This is a genomic window from Flavobacterium sp. N1719, assembly GCF_025947045.1.
Lineage (GTDB): Bacteria > Bacteroidota > Bacteroidia > Flavobacteriales > Flavobacteriaceae > Flavobacterium > Flavobacterium stagni.
Genome location: NZ_CP109993.1, coordinates 2,264,345 through 2,282,989, shown reverse-complemented (window position 1 = coordinate 2,282,989; position 18,645 = coordinate 2,264,345). Strand labels below are relative to the sequence as shown.

The 18,645-nt window shown below is 39.7% G+C and carries 16 protein-coding genes and 1 pseudogene; 13 read left to right on the top strand and 4 right to left on the bottom strand.

Annotated features, from left to right (window positions below; all coding sequences use genetic code 11):
- The first annotated feature begins 65 nt into the window (after nucleotides 1-65).
- The 9 genes from OLM45_RS09705 (at nucleotide 66) to OLM45_RS09665 (ending at nucleotide 9,705) form a co-directional block, all read left to right on the top strand.
- Nucleotides 66-674: a flavin reductase family protein gene (locus OLM45_RS09705; RefSeq protein ID WP_264509763.1), complete on the top strand. Its 609-nt coding sequence runs from the start codon at nucleotides 66-68 to the stop codon at nucleotides 672-674.
- A 1-nt stretch (nucleotide 675) separates the two neighbouring features.
- Nucleotides 676-2,961 carry a bifunctional salicylyl-CoA 5-hydroxylase/oxidoreductase gene (locus OLM45_RS09700; RefSeq protein WP_264509762.1) on the top strand — a complete coding sequence of 762 codons (2,286 nt, stop codon included), beginning with the start codon at nucleotides 676-678 and terminating at the stop codon, nucleotides 2,959-2,961.
- Between the two features lie 6 nt (nucleotides 2,962-2,967).
- Nucleotides 2,968-4,566 (top strand): AMP-binding protein, encoded by a 1,599-nt coding sequence (locus OLM45_RS09695; protein ID WP_264509761.1) that lies wholly within the window; start codon nucleotides 2,968-2,970, stop codon nucleotides 4,564-4,566.
- A 109-nt stretch (nucleotides 4,567-4,675) separates the two neighbouring features.
- Nucleotides 4,676-5,095 (top strand): acyl-CoA thioesterase, encoded by a 420-nt coding sequence (locus OLM45_RS09690; protein ID WP_264509760.1) that lies wholly within the window; start codon nucleotides 4,676-4,678, stop codon nucleotides 5,093-5,095.
- Nucleotides 5,096-5,099: 4 nt separating this feature from the next.
- Nucleotides 5,100-5,747, top strand: coding sequence for a hypothetical protein (locus tag OLM45_RS09685; RefSeq protein WP_264509759.1), 648 nt, complete (start codon nucleotides 5,100-5,102; stop codon nucleotides 5,745-5,747).
- Nucleotides 5,737-6,708, top strand: coding sequence for a carbon-nitrogen hydrolase family protein (locus tag OLM45_RS09680; protein ID WP_264509758.1), 972 nt, complete (start codon nucleotides 5,737-5,739; stop codon nucleotides 6,706-6,708). The genes OLM45_RS09685 and OLM45_RS09680 overlap by 11 nt, the downstream gene beginning before the upstream one ends.
- 55 nt (nucleotides 6,709-6,763) lie before the next feature.
- The gene (locus OLM45_RS09675) at nucleotides 6,764-7,879 is read left to right on the top strand and encodes a cupin domain-containing protein (RefSeq protein ID WP_264509757.1); all 1,116 of its coding nucleotides are present in this window, start codon (nucleotides 6,764-6,766) and stop codon (nucleotides 7,877-7,879) included.
- A 22-nt stretch (nucleotides 7,880-7,901) separates the two neighbouring features.
- Entirely contained in the window at nucleotides 7,902-8,810 is a 909-nt protein-coding gene (locus OLM45_RS09670; protein WP_264509756.1) for a fumarylacetoacetate hydrolase family protein, read from the top strand.
- A gap of 142 nt (nucleotides 8,811-8,952) precedes the next feature.
- A complete protein-coding gene (locus OLM45_RS09665) occupies nucleotides 8,953-9,705 on the top strand; it encodes an Asp/Glu racemase (RefSeq protein WP_319799972.1) in 753 nt (250 codons plus the stop codon).
- 48 nt (nucleotides 9,706-9,753) lie between these two features.
- Here the strand turns inward: OLM45_RS09665 and OLM45_RS09660 are convergent, their stop codons facing one another.
- Nucleotides 9,754-10,389: a matrixin family metalloprotease gene (locus OLM45_RS09660; RefSeq protein WP_264509755.1), complete on the bottom strand. Its 636-nt coding sequence runs from the start codon at nucleotides 10,387-10,389 to the stop codon at nucleotides 9,754-9,756.
- 73 nt (nucleotides 10,390-10,462) lie between these two features.
- The gene (locus OLM45_RS09655) at nucleotides 10,463-11,482 is read right to left on the bottom strand and encodes a serine hydrolase (RefSeq protein ID WP_264509754.1); all 1,020 of its coding nucleotides are present in this window, start codon (nucleotides 11,480-11,482) and stop codon (nucleotides 10,463-10,465) included.
- Nucleotides 11,483-11,694: 212 nt separating this feature from the next.
- Here OLM45_RS09655 and OLM45_RS09650 point away from each other — a divergent pair.
- The 4 genes and pseudogenes from OLM45_RS09650 to OLM45_RS09635 all read left to right on the top strand — a co-directional run bounded on the left by OLM45_RS09650 (nucleotide 11,695) and on the right by OLM45_RS09635 (nucleotide 15,333).
- Nucleotides 11,695-13,246: pseudogene (locus OLM45_RS09650) on the top strand (PglZ domain-containing protein).
- Nucleotides 13,247-13,251: 5 nt separating this feature from the next.
- The gene (tsaE, locus tag OLM45_RS09645) at nucleotides 13,252-13,662 is read left to right on the top strand and encodes a tRNA (adenosine(37)-N6)-threonylcarbamoyltransferase complex ATPase subunit type 1 TsaE (RefSeq protein ID WP_264509753.1); all 411 of its coding nucleotides are present in this window, start codon (nucleotides 13,252-13,254) and stop codon (nucleotides 13,660-13,662) included.
- A 36-nt stretch (nucleotides 13,663-13,698) separates the two neighbouring features.
- The gene (locus tag OLM45_RS09640; protein ID WP_264509752.1) at nucleotides 13,699-14,892 is read left to right on the top strand and encodes an alanine dehydrogenase; all 1,194 of its coding nucleotides are present in this window, start codon (nucleotides 13,699-13,701) and stop codon (nucleotides 14,890-14,892) included.
- 45 nt (nucleotides 14,893-14,937) lie between these two features.
- Entirely contained in the window at nucleotides 14,938-15,333 is a 396-nt protein-coding gene (locus OLM45_RS09635; RefSeq protein WP_129461236.1) for a DUF4258 domain-containing protein, read from the top strand.
- Nucleotides 15,334-15,367: 34 nt separating this feature from the next.
- On the opposite strand, the gene OLM45_RS09630 is transcribed toward OLM45_RS09635, so the two are convergent.
- Nucleotides 15,368-16,408, bottom strand: coding sequence for a PLP-dependent cysteine synthase family protein (locus OLM45_RS09630; RefSeq protein WP_264509751.1), 1,041 nt, complete (start codon nucleotides 16,406-16,408; stop codon nucleotides 15,368-15,370).
- Nucleotides 16,409-16,487: 79 nt separating this feature from the next.
- Nucleotides 16,488-18,545: a S9 family peptidase gene (locus OLM45_RS09625; RefSeq protein ID WP_264509750.1), complete on the bottom strand. Its 2,058-nt coding sequence runs from the start codon at nucleotides 18,543-18,545 to the stop codon at nucleotides 16,488-16,490.
- Nucleotides 18,546-18,645: the final 100 nt, after the last annotated feature.

Below are 18,645 nucleotides of genomic sequence, written 5' to 3'. Positions count from 1 at the left end.
AATATTACTTTATGCACTCTTTTTTTTAAGGATATTTTATCTATATTGTGTCAAAATTAAACACAATGCAATTTGATCCTGAAAATCTGGAACAATCCGCAATTTACAAGCTATTAACAGGTACCATTATCCCTCGACCCATTGGTTGGATTTCTACCGTTGATGCAGATGGTGTGAACAATCTCGCACCATTTTCTTATTTTAATCTTTTGGGAGATGATCCGCCGCATGTGATGTTCTCCACCCGACGGGATAATGATTCCAATAAAGACACCCTAAATAATGTTTTAACTACAAAGCAATTTGTGGTGAATATGGTGACCGAAGCGGTGGTCGAACAAATGAATGCTACCTCGGATAAATTACCCCCCGAAGTAGATGAATTTGTTCATGCCGGACTCACTCCTATTCCTTCCCTTAAAATTAAACCCATGCGGGTTAAAGAGAGTCCGATTCACCTCGAATGTGAACTCGTACATCATTACTTTTTGGAAGAACATCAACAAGGGGGTGCCTGTGTACTTATTGGTCGTGTAATTATGATGCATTTTGATGATGCTGTATTACTTGATAATTACAAAATTAATCTCGAGAACTACAAACCCGTGGCACGTCTTGCAGGAGCCAACTATTCTAAATTAGGTGAACAATTTGCCATAAAACGAAATTCTTAACATGAAAATTACAGTAATCGGGGGAGGTCCCGGCGGTTTATATTTTTCAATTCTAACCAAGAAAGCATTACCCCATTGTGAAATTGATATTTACGAACGCAACCGTCCTGATGATAGCTTCGGCTTTGGCGTCGTTTTTTCCGATGAAACCTTGGGCGAATTCCTCAAACGCGATATGGAATCCTATGAATTGATTCGCTCTAATTTTGCCTATTGGGACGATATCATCATTGCGCGTGACGGACAAGAAGTGAGTATCGCAGGTAACGGATTTTGCGGCTGTTCCCGAAAAACCTTATTGAAGCTGTTACATCAACGCTGTTCAGAAGAAGGTATTCGCTTGCATTTTGAACAAAATGTAGACGATTTATCCCAATTTGCTGATTCAGATATAATCTTGGCATCCGACGGAATTGGAAGTGCGATTCGATCGCAATATGAAGCAGAATTTGGAACACAAATCGAACTCAAAAGCAACCGCTTTGTGTGGCTCGGTTCGACCAAACCCCTCGACGCTTTTACCTATTTCTTTCGCTCTACGCCGCACGGAACCATCGTTGCGCATTCCTACCAATACGAACCCGGAATGAGCACGTGGATTTTTGAATGTTCCAATGATACCTGGGAAAAACACGGTTTTGAAGTGACTAATGAAGCGGATACCATTGCCAAAATCGAAGCACTATTCAAAGAAGAACTCGACGGTCATGGCTTGATATCGAATAAATCACACTGGCGGCAGTTTCCCCATGTGACCAATAAAAAATGGTTTCATAACAACATTGTATTGTTAGGTGATGCTAAAGCTACGGCCCACTACTCTATTGGCTCAGGAACAAAATTGGCCATGGATTGCGCCATCGGACTCTCTGATGCCGTTATTGCGAATTCCAATAACGTGCAAGCGGCTTTTCAGCAATACGAACAGTCGCGTCGTAATACGGTCGAAATGATTCAATATGCGGCAACGGTCTCCTTGGATTGGTTCGAAAACATGGATCGTCACATGCAGCATCCCTTCTACCAATTTGCTTTTGGTTGCATGACGCGTTCGAAAAAAGTGACTTTTGAAAACTTAATGATGCGCGACAAATCGTTTACCGATAAAGTGTTAGCCGAATTTAATGGTAATCAGGAAGCCAAACCCGCTGCTTTTCACGATTTCAAACTCCGTGATTTAGTACTCCCAAATCGAATTGTCATGGCACCCATGGGACAATATCACGCTGAAAATGGCGAAGTTAATGATTGGCATTTTCAACATTACACCTCGCGCGCTGTAGGCGGTGTCGGACTCCTTTTAACCGAAATGACGGCGGTTTCTGAAACAGGTCGTATCACTTTAGGTTGTGCAGGTTTATATACTCAAAATCAAATGGATAAGTGGAAACGAATCACAAATTTTATCCATCAAAATACCGCTGCCAAAATTGGTGTTCAATTGGGGCACTCTGGACCCAAAGGCGCAACCAAACGACCAAGCGAAGGAGCCAATCAACCGCTTGAAAATCCTTGGGAATTGATTGCGGCTTCTTCTATTCCTTTTGCAGTAGGAATGCCTAGACCAAAAAGCATGACCATCGCTGACATGGATGCGGTTACAGCACAATTTGTGCAAGCCACTCAAAATGCAGAAGCGGCTGGATTTGATCTTGTCGAACTCCAAGCCCATCATGGGTTTTTATTAGCTTCTTTCCTTTCTCCCTTAACCAATCAACGAACGGATGAGTTTGGTGGAAGTATTGAAAACCGCTTAAAGTTCCCGCTTCATGTATTTAAAGCTATGCGTGCCGTTTTTTCAAAAGAAAAACCCATGTCGGTTCGTATCTCCGCATGCGATTGGGCCGAAGGTGGAATCACCGAAAATGAAGTGCTTACTATTGCTAATGCCTTTAAAGAAGCAGGTGCCGATTGCATCAATGTTTCTACCGGAAATACCGTAAGTCATCAAAACCCGCTAGTCGGACGCATGTGGCAAACTCCATTTTCGGATGCCATTCGCAATACCGTTCACATTCCGACCATTACCGCAGGCTATATTCAAAATATCGACCAAATCAATACCATTTTATTAAATGGGCGTGCCGATCTTGTGGCATTGGGCCGACCTTTATTATTGGATCCTTATTTTGTGCGTAATGCGCAAGCCTATGAGAATTTTCGCCCATCCGATATCCCCGACTCCTATTTTGCTGGAACGTCGCATTTGTATCCCTATCAAGCGACCGAACGCAAACAATTGGAATCGATGAAGAAGGCTTTAAAACCGAAGAGTAATAAAAAATAAACTGTCATGAAACACTACACCGATACGTTTGCTCATGATCATTTGCCCGAACTTTCGGCACAACCGGGCTATTCCTTTTTAAATGTACCCCAGTTTCAACGTCCTGAAATGCTCAACTGTGTCGATCGATTGTTGGACCAACACATTCGAGAAGGGCGCGGACAACAACCGTGTTTGCATACGTTTGAAACCACTTGGACTTACCAAGACTTGTATGAAAAGAGCAACCAAATTGCGCAGGTATTGGTGCACGATCTCAAACTCCAATCCGGAAATCGGGTGTTGATTCGTTCCGCCAATTCGCCCATGATGGTCGCTTGTTGGTTCGCCATTCTCAAAGCCGGCGGAGTCGTAGTTGCCACGATGCCATTGTTACGCTCCAAAGAACTCACTACGATTATCGATTGTGCCGAAATTTCCCATGCTTTTTGTGCTGCCGATCTGGAAGAAGAAATGCATTTGGTGAAAAGCGATAACCTACAATCGGTTTGCTATTTTGGAAACAGCCAATTGGAAGCTTTAATGGCAAAATACGAACCCGTTTTTGACAATTACCACACGCATTCCGAAAGTGTAGCATTAATAGGGTTTACCTCGGGAACCACAGGTTTACCCAAAATGACGGCTCATTATCATAAAGATATTCTCAATATCTGTGAAGCTTTCCCCGCCTACTCGCTCCAACCCACTGCTGATGATATTTTCATTGGAAGTCCGCCCATCGGATTCACCTTCGGTCTCGGCGGATTGGTGCTGTTCCCGCTCTATTACGGTGCATCAACATTTTTAATTGAAAAACCGAGTCCGGACCTGCTTCTGCAAGCGATTCAAGACCATAAAATCACCATTTGTTTTACAGCACCTACGGCTTGGCGGGTCATTACAACTAAAGTAAACGATTACGATATCTCCAGTTTACGCAAATGCGTATCTGCTGGAGAAACGCTTCCGTTGAAAGTTTGGCAAGACTGGTTTGACGTGACCGGACTTAAAATTATAGACGGTATTGGAGCCACTGAAATGTTGCACATTTTCATTTCGTCCAATGAAACGAACATGAAACCTGGCGCAACAGGATTACCAATAACCGGTTATGAAGCCAAGATTGTGGATGCAACGGGTACCGAAGTCATTGATGGAACTGCTGGTCGTTTGGCTGTTCGCGGCATCACAGGCTGCAAATACCTCAATCGTCCCGACAAACAAGCGGAATATGTGCAATACGGTTGGAATCTTACGGGCGATGTTTTCCGAAAAGACGAAGACGGCTACTATTGGTTTGTGGCGCGTGGCGACGACATGATTATTTCCTCGGGCTACAATATTGCGGCCATTGAGGTTGAAAGTGTGTTGATCGGGCATGAAGATGTGGCGGAATGTGCAGTGGTCGGACTCCCCGACAACGAACGTGGTATGTTGGTTTGTGCCTATATTGTATTGAACGATGCAACTAAAGCATCCGATGTATTGAAAAACCGTATTCAGCACTGGTTCAAAGAAGTAGCGGCTCCCTATAAATACCCACGAGTGATTCATTTTGTGGAAGCGCTGCCCAAAACCGAAACGGGAAAAATTCAACGTTTCAAACTTAAAAATCAAGATTAATGTATATTTGAATAGCTTTTATTTTTGGAGCTATTTCCTGCTTTCCGCTGTATCTCTCCGCTACGCTACGAGGATGCCGCTTCAATCAGGGCTAAAACAAGTACTACCAATGAACTATTTTACTAAAGAAGAAAAAATTCGTTTCCAACATATTGACTACGCCGGGATTGTTTTTTATCCCCGTTTTCTCGAAATGCTCAACGCCCTTGTCGAAGACTGGTTTGAAGAAGCGCTCGATCGCCCCTTTCATTTGATGCATGAAACCAATGGCATCCCGACGGTCGATTTAAAAGTACAATTCAAGAGTCCGGCCCGCCTTGGAGAAACCATCACCAAGCATTTATGGGTCAAAGAATTGCGCAATTCGTCTATGCTTTGTGGTTTTAAATTTGAAAACGCCCAACAAAAAACGGTGCTTGAAGGCGAAGTCACCTTAGTGAATGTGAAAATCGCAGACGATCGAAACAGCATTAGTTCGGAAGCCTTTAACGAAACAATGAAGTCAAAAATCCAACCCTTTCTGCAATAAAACTATGGAGTTTAAAACATTTATGACCTTTCCGAATCGCTCGCAAGTAGATGCGATAGTGACAGTATTGAATGAAAATTCCATCCCTTATAAACTTCAAGATACTTCAAAGGATTTTGACGTAACTTTTTCAAATGATGTTTTAAAAAACACTTTTCTAATTATGCTATTAGAAACCGATTTTGAAAAAGTAAATCAACTTTTGGAAAAAAATTTCCCTTTTGATAGTAGTACTTTGGATAATAACCATCCCTTTTATAGTTTTACTATTGAAGAATTAATAGAAGTAGTTAAAAATTTTGATGAATGGTTTCCAACCGATGTAAAATTAGCAAAGGAATTACTTTCAAAGCAACATATTGAAGTTTCACAAGAAGCCATAGAACAACATCAATTAATAAAGCAAAAGCTAAGCGAACAACCTGAAAAATCAAGTCTACTCACACTTGCCATGGGCTATACTTTTTGTGTTTTTGGGGGACTTGCAGGAATTGGAATTGCTCTTTACTTATCATTTGGTAAACGTAAATTAGCCAATGGAGGACGAGTATACCTTTTTTCTAGAAATGATCGAAATCATGGATTAGCAATGTTAATTTTAGGATTAATTGGATTGCTAATTTTTACATATAGATATCAATATGAATTTTAAAAAATTTAAAGCCGCTACTGTACAAACGTCACCCGTTTTTCTCAATGTTTCCGCAACAGTAGAAAAAGCCATTCGTTTTATCAAAGAGGCGCATGACAACGGTGCTACATTAATTGCATTTCCCGAAGTTTTTATTGCGGGCTATCCGTATTGGAATTGGGTAATGACGCCTGTGCAAGGCAGCGCATGGTACGAAAAGTTGTACCGGAATTCGGTAGCTGTAAACGATACTGAAATGCAGCCTTTATATCAAGCAGCTCGCGACTACAACATGCATATCGTCATTGGTATCAATGAACGCGGTACAAGTTTTGGCGAAATTTACAACACCAACTTAATCATCAATAACCAAGGAGAAATCATTGGAAAACACCGAAAATTAGTCCCTACCTGGGCTGAAAAATTAACCTGGACCTCAGGTGACGGTTCGTCCCTTAAAGTATATGATACCGAAGTAGGTCCGCTGGGTACTCTCGCTTGTGGTGAAAACACCAATACTTTGGCGCGTTTTACCTTATTATCACAAGGCGAATTAGTGCACATTGCCAATTACATTTCGCTTCCCGTTGCCCCACCTGATTATGACATGGCAGAAGCGATTAAAATTCGGGCGGCTGCCCATTCTTTCGAAGGGAAATTGTTCACAATCGTTTCCTGTTCAACCATATCCCAAGAAATTAAAGATGCATTGCGAAAAGATGTTCCTAATATTGATGCTTTATTGGATCGCAAAAGTTCGGCCTTCTCTGGATTCATTGGACCCAATGGTGCAGTGATTGGCTCACCCTTAATTGACGATGAAGGCATTGTGTATGCCGAAATCGATTTGGCAAAATGTATCCAACCCAAACAAATGCATGATATTTTAGGACATTACAACCGCTTTGATATTTTTGATTTGCGAGTGAATGTGGCGCCAACGCGAAAGATTACTTTTGTGGATGGGACAGAAAATGAATAAATAATACAGACCTAACAGGTTTTTAATACCTGTTAGGTCTCCAAAATAAAAAACCATGGAAGAGCAACACTATTCCGATGATGTATACGGTAGAGCGCGCGTGAATGATACGCCCGAACTCGAAGCGTATTACAAAGAATTAGAAACCTTAGGCGCCGGTGCTTTATGGACCGTTGCTAATGATATCGAACCTTGGGAACCGCGACCCAATTCCGTTCCCATGTTATGGAAATACGACGATTTACGTGCTCTAGTACTCAAATCGAGCGAACTCGTCACGCCCGAACAAGCAGGGCGACGTGTAGTCTATTTGGTCAATGACAAACGAAAAGACGTTTCTGCGGCTGTGGGTTGGCTGTATACGGGAATTCAAGTAACTCGTCCCGGTGAATCGACATCGGCACACCGTCATCGCGCTTCTGCATTGCGTTTTATCATGGAAGGTAGTAAAGGATATACCGTGGTAGACGGCAATAAAATCATGTTGGAAGTCAACGATTTTGTCATCACGCCCAACTCCACCTGGCATGAGCATGGTGTAGAAGCCGACGGGCAAACTTGTATTTGGCAAGACGGTTTGGATATTCCGTTAGTGAATGCGCTAGAAGCCAATGATTATGCCGTTTTTGATGGTAAACAACCGTTGGACGTACCGTTGAATTATTCGCCGAAAACCTATAGTGGAGTCGGACTCATTCCCGCCGATGTACAGTGGGACAAGCCCTATTCTCCCCTATTCAAATATTCCTGGAGTAAAGTCTATCCTGCTTTGTTAGAGGCATTGGACGTAAATCCAATTGATCCATTTGATGGAATTCATATGCGCTACAGCAATCCGTTGACGGGCGGACATGTGATGCAAACCATGAGCGCCTCTATGCAATTGTTACCCAAAGGATTCAAAGGAAAAGCCCACAAACATACGGGGTCATTTGTGTACCAATGCGCCAAAGGAAGCGGCTATTCCATAATCAATGGGAAACGATTCAATTGGAAAGAACGCGATATTTTCTGTGTACCTTCTTGGGCATGGCACGAACATCATAATGCGTCTGAAACGGAAGATGCTTGCTTATTTCATTTCAATGACTTACCGGTTATTGAAGGATTAGGCTTATACCAAGATCGGGTTTACAATGAAAATAATGGACATCAAAATATAAAAGAATAATAGTTTAGAAAACTACAAAACAATGAAATTACTTACCTACACCCACCAAGACAACGAAGCACGCTTAGGGTTTTTATTTAACAATTTAGTGATAGATATGGAAGACTTTGGCGAAGTGGCCAATTTTCCTTTGCCCGATGATATGCTCGATTTGATTGATATGGGGATTGAAGTCATCGATGAAATCAACGATTTAATTGCGGATACGCCAGAAGAATATATCACAAAAATTGGGGTGCCTTTTGAAGAGGTCACCTTAATGGCTCCTATTCCAAGACCGCGAAAAAATATTATTGGTATTGGGTTGAATTATACCGAACATGTGGCGGAAAGTGCTCGTACTTTAGATACGACAGGCAAACTTCCTCAAAAACCCATCATCTTTTCAAAACCTCCAACTACGGTGACAGCAACAAACACCGAGGTGATTAAAAACACAAAGCTTACCGCGCAATTGGATTGGGAAGTCGAATTAGCCGTAGTTGTCGGAAAAACAGGGAAATATGTACCAAAAGCAGAAGCGATGGATTATGTATTTGGATATACTGTAATCAACGATATTTCTGCACGGGATTGCCGTCGTGAAGGGCAATGGATTGTATCCAAAGGACAAGATACGTTTGCGCCTATGGGTCCGATTCTAGTCACCAAAGACGAAATTGAGAATCCGCATAACTTGAATCTTAGTTTGAAAGTCAATGGCATTGAAAAACAAAATTCGAATACAAAATTCTTGCTATTCAACATTAATGACTTAATCGAAGATTTAAGTACTGTTTTTACGATTGAGCCCGGTGACATTATCGCAACGGGAACGCCTGCAGGTGTGGGTGCGGGTCGCGATCCACAGGAATGGTTGTATGATGGTGATGTGATGGAAGCTACCGTGGAAGGAATTGGTACGATCATTAATACCGTAAAAGAGATTTAAGCAGGAATTGCAATAGGGATCGAAGCAAGGTACAGCGTACCGCGGAGAGCCAGGGCCGAAGGCATTGCCCTTTTTCAGTGAACAGTGATCAGTATGCAGTGATCAGTTTTCAGTAATCAGTAAACAGTTGAAGAATTAAATAATGACAAAGAAATATAGAATTGGACAAATTGTGCCGTCGTCGAATGTGACGATGGAAACCGAAATTCCGGCGATTTTTAGAGCGCGTGAGACCGTTTTACCTGAACGTTTCACCTTTCATAGCAGTCGGATGCGCATGAAAAAAGTTACTCAAGAAGAACTTGCGGCTATGGACGCCATGAGTTTGAAATGCGCGATTGAACTCTCAGACGCTCATGTGGATGTAATGGGCTATGCTTGTTTGGTGGCGATTATGAGCATGGGACGTGGTTATCATTGTGTTTCGGAAGTCAATTTGCATCAAGAAACGATTGCCAATGGTTTCCCTACTCCGATTGTGACATCGGCGGGTGCGTTGATAAACGGATTGAAAGTTCTTGGGGCCAAACAAATTTCGATTATTACTCCATATATGCGTCCGCTAACCGATAAAGTAGTCGATTATATTGAACACCAAGGCATCAAAGTAAAAGAGAGTATTGCTTTGGAAATTCCGGACAACCTCGAAGTTGCAGCACAGAATCCGTTGAATTTGTTGGAAATCTACAAACAATTGGATTTGACCGATGTTGATGTTTTGGTAGTCTCGGCATGTGTGCAAATGCCTTCTTTGGAGGCGATTGATCAAATTCAAGCGGAATGTGGTATTCCAGTTACCTCGGCTGCTGTTTGTACGACCTATGAAATGATGAAGAAGTTGGGCATAGAAGCGAAGTCGACGATTGGTGGGGAATTGTTGAATGGCAGTTATTAGAAGTTATGAATTATGAATTATGAATTATAAGTTAAAGCCTGAAGAGATTCAGGCTTTAACTTTTAGGGCAATTTGCTTTTTACATTCTCTACACAAAAACAAGGATTCTTGGTCAATGGTACTTATTTTTTCATTGGCGGCGGTCATTACACAATGGGGATTTGGACAATGCGGTAATCCTAAGTTATGACCAAATTCGTGTATGGTTACTTTTTTGGCACGTTCGAGTTCTATTTTTGGTTGGGTGTGTTTTAGTCGGAAAGTAGAAACAATTGCCGAATTCCCAGGAAGATAAGCCAAGCCCATAATACCAAAATCAGTATATTTCCATTCGGGTTTAATTATCTTTCCTTGTTCATCCCTTTTTGTGATGCAAATATCTTGGGTAGTAAATCCCATGACATAGTTTAACGTATCCGGTAAATGCTGACGTTGTAGTGACAAGACTTTTGGTGCTTGAAATCTGGGCGATTTTATAGCTGTATAAGCCGCTTTTGGCATGGGTTTGCTGGGTAATTCAAACGTTTGAACTCCATAATAATTTTCTAGAACATACCGAAGCGAGTCACAATCAGATTTTGGAAATCCAGCATACGCGATAATGCCTACCTTCAACGGTTTTGGGTTTTGTTGACATGAAAGGCAACATTTCAAGATAATAATATATACAAGCCAATTTTTCATGGATTGTAAACCTCAAAAATCAAACCAAAAAAAAGCACAACGAAAGTTGTGCTTGGTATTTTAGTCAAAAAAATTAATCTTTAAGAGCTATTGTATCGGCTGTCATCTCACGGTATACCATACTTGAAATTTGTTTAATTACTTCGGGAAGTGTATCAAAACTATTCCCTTTTGTCATGATTGTGATCATATATGGACGTTCATCAACATAAACAATCGCTGTTTCATGCAATTGCTTTTCAACGGCATCACCCGCTTCACCAAATTTATGTGAAAAGGCAACACCTCGGGGAAGACTTGCCGCTATACCTAATTTAAAATCAGATTGTGTTAACAAAGATGTAGCATATTCCGAATCTGAGATTGATAAATAAGAGGCATTATAAAGGGCGCGCATAAATAAGGAAACATCTTTAACATTTACTGGGTAATCGGAGGCATTCCAATCGGGGGCATTTAATCCCAAATCGGTAAACACTTTTTTGAAAACATCCACATCCATGATTGAATTTAAGATAAAAGTGGCATTATTATCCGAATGTACAATCATGTACTTTAGGAGTTCACGAACAGTATATTCGTGGCCTAACTGAATTGATTTTGTAGTAAAAATGGGTTTCTTATCCGTTTTTAGCTCTTGATTAAAGAGGTATTTTTTATCCAATAAACCCGGATTTTTCTCATTCATTTTTAAAAACGTAATCAACTCCGGTATTTTCAACAAAGAACCCGGTTTGTATAGTTCGTCGGGATTGATGGCACTCCATCCATTAAGTTCATAATCTCTTATATAAACCGATGCCGAAGTGATGACTCCTTTATTTTTAAATTCAGTGATAACATTTTCAATCGAATTTTTCACCGATGAGAGTTCGCTGGATTCATTGGGAGCATCAACAAATAAAAGGGGCTTGATGTATTTATATCCATTTAAGCGCTTAACTTGAACTTCTTTATTTTCAGAAAGCGATTGTTCGGATTCAATATTAGCATTTTGATAGTGACTAACTAATAAATAAGTGCCTAGTATTGAAATAAATACAATTATTGGGATATATTTAAAAGTGATTCTATAGTTTAATATTCGAGTCATTATTTAGCTTATACTTAATTTCTCGCAAAATTAGCATATAAAAATTGATATATTACTGATAATTCTCATTGAAATCTGTCAATTTCTAATTTTAACAATAATTAACGCTTTCAATATAAATAACATTTTCATTTCGAAAAACCCTACCAATAAAATACTAAAGTAAATTTCAAATGCGTTATAACTTATAGTAAATTGCACAAAAATTAGATATGGCTCCAATTAAAATATTATGGGTAGACGACGAAATCGATTTGTTAAAACCCCATATCCTATTCTTAGAGAAAAAAAATTACGAAGTCACCACCTGTAATAATGGTCGAGATGCTTTAGATATATTCAACGAACAAAATTTTGATATTGTTTTTTTGGATGAAAATATGCCTGGAATATCCGGTCTCGAAGTACTTTCAGAAATGAAAGAAAAGAAATCAACACCTGTAATCATGATTACCAAAAGTGAGGAGGAATATATTATGGAAGAAGCGATTGGTTCTAAAATCGCTGATTATTTAATTAAACCGGTCAATCCCAATCAAATTCTTTTAAGTTTAAAAAAGAATTTGGATCATTCCCGTTTGGTTTCTGAGAAGACAACATTAGATTATCAAAAGGAGTTTCGAAAAATTGCGATGGACATGGGCATGGCCAATTCTTATGAAGATTGGGTAGAAGTCTATAAGAAATTGTTGTTTTGGGAAATTGAATTGGAACACACTGAAGATTCCAATTTGATCAATATTTTAGAGTCCCAAAAGCAAGAAGCTAATTTTCAATTTGGGAAGTTTATTGAGCGAAATTACGAAGATTGGTTTGATCCCAAAGGTGAAAAACCCATCTTATCGAATACCTTATTTCGGGAATTGGTGGTTCCCGAATTGGTAAAAAAAGACAAACCTGTTTTGTTTATTGTGGTTGATAACATGCGCTATGATCAATGGAAAGCCATGGAGTCCTCGGTAAACACTTATTATAAAGTGGAAAAGGAAGTCCCCTACTTTGCCATGCTTCCAACCGCAACGCAATATGCAAGAAATGCCATTTTCTCGGGTTTGCTCCCTATAGAAATGGAAAAGCAATTTCCGCAATATTGGAAGAACGATATTGATGAAGGTGGGAAAAATAATTTTGAAGCCGAATTCCTGACGGCACATCTCAAACGTTTAGGACTCAATTTAAAACAAGACTATTTTAAAATCACCAATTTTCAATCGGGTAAAAAGTTGGCCGAAAACTTCCGCGGATTAAAAGACAACCAATTGGTCACTGTGGTTTATAATTTTGTGGACATGTTATCCCATGCGAAAACGGATATGGATGTGGTTAAAGAATTGGCTTCTGACGACAAAGCCTACCGATCATTGACCTTGAGTTGGTTTAAAAATTCGCCCCTTCTCGAAATCATTCAACAAGCGCAAAAGTTGGGATTCAAACTCATTATCACCACCGATCACGGAACCATCAATGTTAAGAATCCAACGAAAGTGATTGGCGATAAAAACACGAGTCTTAATTTACGCTATAAAACAGGTCGTAGTTTGACTTATGAAGACAAAGATGTTTTTGTAGTTAAAGATCCTAAAAAAGTAGGTTTGCCTGCAATTAACATGAGTAGTTCCTTCATTTTTGCGAAAAAACGATTTATTTTTGGCCTACGTAAACAACTACAATCATTATGTGAGTTATTACCGCAATACCTATCAGCATGGCGGGATTTCTTTGGAAGAAATGATTGTACCGTTTATCGTCTTGAACCCAAGATAAATAAGATGGAATTTATTTTTGAACTACAAGAAATTCAACAGGTTGCTCAAAAAGTAGTCGCGGAACAACCCCAACGTGTCATCGTTTTTAACGGAATGATGGGGGCTGGTAAGACTACATTTATTAAAGCACTTTCCAACGAATTAGGTGTTAAAGACATGACCAGTAGTCCGACCTTTGCGTTGGTTAATGAATATGAAGCCGATGCCAATCAATTGGTGTATCATTTTGATGTATATCGGTTAAAATCGGAAACCGAAGCCATGGATATGGGTATTGACGAATATTTGTATTCGGGGCATTGGTGTTTTATTGAATGGGCCGAAAAAATTCCGAATTTACTTCCGGAAAAGCATTCGGTAATTCAAATCGAAATTTTACCCGACGGAAAAAGAAAACTGGCGTTGCAGGTCTGATTGATTTTTTATACTTTAGAAGAAAATTAATACGGTATGCCACTGACGCCTTTCAGTCCTGAACAATTGATTCCACAAGAGGAAAAACTCGAAATTGCTCGCCATAAAAGTGAATTATTTATTGGGATTCCTAAAGAAACAAGTTATCAGGAACGACGAATTTGTCTTACTCCAGATGCCGTAAATTCACTAACGAGTCATGGCCATCGTGTCTTACTTGAAGCGGGAGCTGGCGCTAGTTCTAGCTTTTCTGATAATGATTATCGCGATGCAGGTGCTGAAATCACGAACGATCCGCAAAAGGTATTCGGCTGCCCGATGCTATTAAAGGTAGAACCGCCTACCCTAGCTGAAATTGAAATGATTCAACCGGGAACCATTTTGATTTCTGCTTTACAAATCAAAACCCGAAAAAAAGAATATTTTGAAGCCTTAGCCAAGAAAAAAGTAACCGCCTTGGCCTTTGAATACATCAAAGATGAAGACGGATCCTATCCCGCTGTGAAATCGTTGAGTGAGATTGCAGGTACGGCTTCAATCCTTATTGCCGCCGAATTAATGATTAATAATGTCTTTGGTAAAGGCTTATTATTCGGGAATATTAATGGTGTTCCCCCAACAGATGTTGTAATAATCGGTGCAGGAACCGTGGGCGAATTTGCCGCGCGAACTGCCATTGGTTTGGGAGCTAATGTTAAAGTATTTGACAATTCAATTACCAAACTTCGCCGTTTGCAAAACAATTTAAGTCAGCGCGTTTTTACCTCTACGATCGAACCCAAAGCCCTTCAAAAAGCGCTTCGTCGTTGTGATGTTGCCATTGGAGCCATGCGCGGCAAAGATCGTTGTCCCGTTGTAGTCACCGAAACCATGGTGGAATTGATGAAAAAAGGGGCTGTTATTGTCGATGTTAGTATTGATACTGGTGGGTGTTTTGAAACTTCAGAAATCACCACCCATGAAAAACCAACCTTCATCAAAAATGATGTGATTCATTATTGTGTACCCAACATACCGTCTCGCTATTCCAAAACAGCTTCTTTGTCGATAAGTAACATTATAATGCCTTATTTGTTGCAAATTGCTGAAGATGGTGGTATGGAAAATGCCTTGCGCATCAGTAAAGGTTTAAAAAACGGGGTATATTATTACCATGGAATTTTGACCAACAAATCGATTGGCGACTGGTTTAATTTACCCGATAGCGACATTAATTTAATTGTCTTTTAATTTCCGGAAGCTATACTATTCGTTATTTTTGCAAAAAAGTTTACTATGAAGTTTTATCAACGCCTTGCCTACTATAGTTTCGGAGTGTTATTGGGAGCTGTTTTTGTGGGTTTTGTACTCAATAAAAAAGGAGCCCGCTGTAGTTATTTCCCTAATGAACGCGTATTGAATAATATCCGCACCAAACCTTTAAAGTACAGTCTAGAAGCGTCACGAAAATTGGCTGAAGATTGGATTGATACCATTGACATCAAAAACACACTGCAATATGGGGATGTCGATTTTGATAAAAGCAATGTAAAAATCCAAGATGGAAAATTATACATCATTGACGGTTTCACCACAAAAAAGGACACCATTCAATTGAAAATTATCAATTATGAAACACGCGCTGTGTTAGAAGATATTATCCGAATTAAAACAAAAAAGAACCGACCTTAAATAAAAAAGCTCCGAAAATCTCGGAGCTTTTTTATTATTTTATAAATTCTACTTTTTGCGTTTCTTCTACGTTGACGCTGTCAAAGAATCCTTGATCTTTCATCCAATCATCACTGAATACTTTGCTCATGTAGCGCGAACCGTGGTCAGGGAAAATAATAACCACATTACTTTCTGCAGTAAATTCTCCTTCTTCAGCAAACTGTTTAACCGCTTGAAAGGCAGCTCCGGAAGTGTAGCCTACAAACAAACCTTCACGTTTTGCAATTTCACGAGCCGTATGCGCACTTTCTTCGTCGCTTACTTTCATGAATTTATCAATTACGTCGAAATCTGTTGCCGTAGGAATTAAATTTTTCCCTAAACCTTCAATTCTATACGGATAAATTTCAGCGGGATCGAATTCTTTCGTTTCGTGGTATTTTTTCAACACTGAACCAAAAGCATCTACACCTAAAATTCGGATATTTGGATTTTTCTCTTTTAAGAAACGAGCCGTACCCGAAATGGTTCCTCCTGTTCCACTACAAGCAATTAAGTGGGTAATTGTTCCGCCAGTTTGTTCCCAAATTTCTGGACCGGTACTTTTGTAATGCGCATCAACATTTAAATCGTTAAAATATTGATTGATATATACAGAACCTTTGGTTTCTTCATGCAATCGTTTGGCTACAGAGTAGTAGGAACGATCGTCATCCGCAGAAACGTGAGCGGGACAAACATATACTTTAGCGCCCATGGAACGCAACATGTCAATTTTATCTTTTGAAGATTTGGAACTAACAGCCAAAATACAATCGTATCCTTTGATGATGCTTACCATAGCCAAACTAAATCCTGTATTTCCAGAGGTAGTTTCAATAATGGTATCGCCTGGTTTTAAAATCCCACGACGCTCCGCTTCTTCAATAATGAATAACGCGATACGATCTTTAGTGGAATGACCCGGGTTGAAAGCCTCAACCTTTGCGAAGAAGTTACCTGATAGGTTTTCAGTTATCCGGTTGAGTCGAACTAACGGCGTATTGCCAATCAACTCAAGGACGTTATTGTAGGCTTTTATTTCTTCTTTCATAAAAAATAAATTAGCGTCAGGGTTCGTTGCACGAATTGGATAATCCCCAAACCATGCAAATTTAATAAATTATTTTAAACTAGCTTTTAATTTTTTCCAAATCAAACAAAAAAGCAAACTCTTTAGCCACCTCTTTTAACGCTTCAAATCGTCCTGAGGCACCGCCATGACCCGCATCCATGTTGGTATCCAAAAACAAGTAGTTAGTATCCGTTTTCAAATCACGCAATTTGGCTACCCATTTTGCAGGTTCCCAATATTGCACTTGTGAATCGTGTAAACCGGTAGAAATGTACAAATGGGGATAATTTTGCGCCTTTACATTATCATAAGGTGAATAGGCCAACATGTAATCATAATATTCTTTCTCATTCGGATTTCCCCATTCGTCATATTCTCCTGTTGTCAATGGTATGGTGTCATCCAACATGGTAGTCACGACATCCACAAACGGTACTTGAGCAATCACACCATGATACAATTCCGGATTCATGTTAATTACTGCTCCCATCAACAGTCCGCCGGCCGAACCACCTTCTGCATACAAATGCGCTGGAGAAGTGTATTTTTCTTCAATCAAAAATCGAGAACAATCGATAAAGTCGGTAAACGTATTCATTTTCTTCAACATTTTACCGTCTTCATACCATTTCCGACCCAAATCCTCTCCCCCACGAATATGCGCAATTGCGTAAATAAATCCGCGGTCCAACAAACTCAATCGCGTCGTTGAAAAATAAGATTCGATGTTCACTCCATACGACCCATAAGCGTATTGCAACAAAGGGTTCGTTCCGTCTTTTTTACAATTTTTGTGATACACCAGCGAAATAGGAACTTGCACTCCATCACGTGCTGTAGCCCAAATGCGCTCTTCGATGTAATTGTTTTTGTCAAATTTTCCACCTAAAACTTCTTGCTCTTTCAAAATGTTGCGTTCTTGCGTAATTATATCGAAATCAATCACCGAAGCAGGCGTTGTTAAGGATTGATAAGCATACCTTAGGATTGTAGTGTCAAAATCCAAATTGGTCGTCGTATACGCCATATAGGTTTCGGAAGTGAAAGGCAAATAGTAATCTACACTCCCATCCCAGCGCATGATCCGAATTTTATTCAAGCCTTCAGAACGCTCGGATACCACTAAAAAATCTTTGAAAATATCAATACCTTCGAGTAAAACTTCCTCGCGGTGCGGCAACACATCCACCCAATATTCTTTTTCCGTTTTTCCCTCATCCGTTTTCATTAATTTGAAATTGGTAGCTCCATCTTTATTGGTTACGATATAAAAATGATTACCGTAATGCGAAACCGAATACTCCAATTCGCGCGTTCGTTTTTGAAAAATAGTGAAAGGTGCTGTGGGTTCACTTGCCAATACATATTGATATTCAGAGGTTAAAGTACTCTCCGAAGTTATCATAATGTATTTCTTGGATTTTGACTTGTATACAGAAACATCAAACGTATCGTCTTTTTCGTAATATACTTTTACATCATGGCTAGGATCAGTACCTCTTTCATGGCGGTAAATCGTATCGGCACGCAGGGTTTTCGCATCTTTTCTACAATAAAACAAATACTTCCCATCGGCAGACCACGTTCCGCCAGCGGTTGTATTTTCGATTTTGTAAGGTAGAATTTCTCCGGTTAGTAAATTTTTGATTTGGATCACATATTGACGACGGGATACCGTGTCCACGCCAAAGGAAATCCATTGGTTATCCTCACTCACACTCAAACCCGACATTTGAAAATAGGAATGCCCTTTGGCCATTTCATTGCAATCAAACAACAATTCTTCAACTGCTTCTAGCGAACCTTTTTTTCGGGCATAAATGGGATAATCTTTTCCCGCTTCAAAACGCGTAATGTAATAATAGCCGTTATAAAAGTAGGGAACCGAACTGTCGTCTTCTTTTATTCGACTTTTCATTTCGGCAAACAATTCCTTTTGAAAACTTTCCGTATGTGCAGTCATCGCCTTGTAATAGGCGTTTTCTTGATTCAAATAATCAATTACTTCTGGATTTTCACGGTCATTCAACCAAAAATAATCATCAATGCGAACATGATTATGGATATCTAAAGTATGGGGTATTTTTTTGGCACGAGGCGGAATGGGATTATTCATGGTTCAATTTTATATCCCACAAAGATACTCGCGGTTCAAAGGGATATTCAAGAGACGAAGTTTTATTTTTCAACTAAAAATTTAACAATGAAATAATTAT